The 879-nt window shown below is 76.9% G+C and carries 1 pseudogene; it reads left to right on the top strand.

Features of this window, described 5'->3' with window-relative positions:
- Positions 1–130: 130 nt before the first annotated feature.
- Positions 131–879: pseudogene (locus MR1_RS19160) on the top strand (DNA polymerase III subunit gamma and tau); the annotation flags it as partial.

Here is an 879-nt window from a genome sequence, read left to right as displayed (position 1 = left end):
GAGGCACGCCGGTCCCGCCGCCCCGCAGTCGGCCGCCCCCGCCGAGACGCCCGGCTCGGCCCCGTCCGGCTCCGGTTCTGCGCCCTCCGACGCCGGTTCCGCGTCGTCTCCCGCTGCCTCTGCTCCGTCCGTGGCCCCGGCACCGGCTCCGGATGCGCGGACGGAAGCCCCTGCCCCCGTCGAGACCGGCCCGGTGGACTTCGCCCGGATCCGCGCCGCGTGGCCGGCGATCCTGAGCCGGCTCGAGAAGATCAGCCGTGGCTCGTGGCTCGTGGTCACCGCCGTCCAGCCCCTGGACTTCGACACGGCGACGGACGTGCTCACCCTCGGCTTCGCGAGCCCGAACGACGTCGCACGGTTCAAGGGGACGACCCCCGGCTCCGGCACCTCCGACCATCTGCGCAGCGCCATCGAGCAGGAGCTCGGCATCAAGGTCAAGTACAAGCCGGCTCCGCTGCCGCCCTCCGGAGGATCGGGGACGCCCGAGCCGCCGCCGTCCACCGGACCGGGCGGATCGACGCCGGCTCCGGCGCCGCCGTCCCCGCCCTCGGGTGGGGAGTCCGCGCGCCCGGCAGCGCCGAAGACGGCCTCGGCCTCCGCGGCCCCCGTGACGGAGTGGGCGGTCGCTCCCATCCCTCGGGGTGAGCCCGATGCCGGTCCGGCCGCCTCGCCTCTCGGAGCCGCCCCGGCGGCCTCGCCCTCGGCGGTGTCGACTTCCGCAGCGGCCCCGGTGGTCTCGCCCTCCGCGGTGTCGACGATCGCCGAGACCGGCACGGGGAGCACGCCTCCGCCCCCGCAGTTCCCGGTGGACGAGGAGCCGGCCGACGCCGAGGCCATGCCGGCGTCCGGGTGGTACGAGCCGGTCCACGACGGCGACGT

Origin of the sequence: Microbacterium resistens NBRC 103078, from assembly GCF_001552355.1 — a bacterium.
Classification (GTDB): Bacteria; Actinomycetota; Actinomycetes; order Actinomycetales; family Microbacteriaceae; genus Microbacterium; species Microbacterium resistens.
Note: the sequence above shows the minus strand (reverse complement) of the source record. Positions and strands in the feature narration are given on the sequence as shown.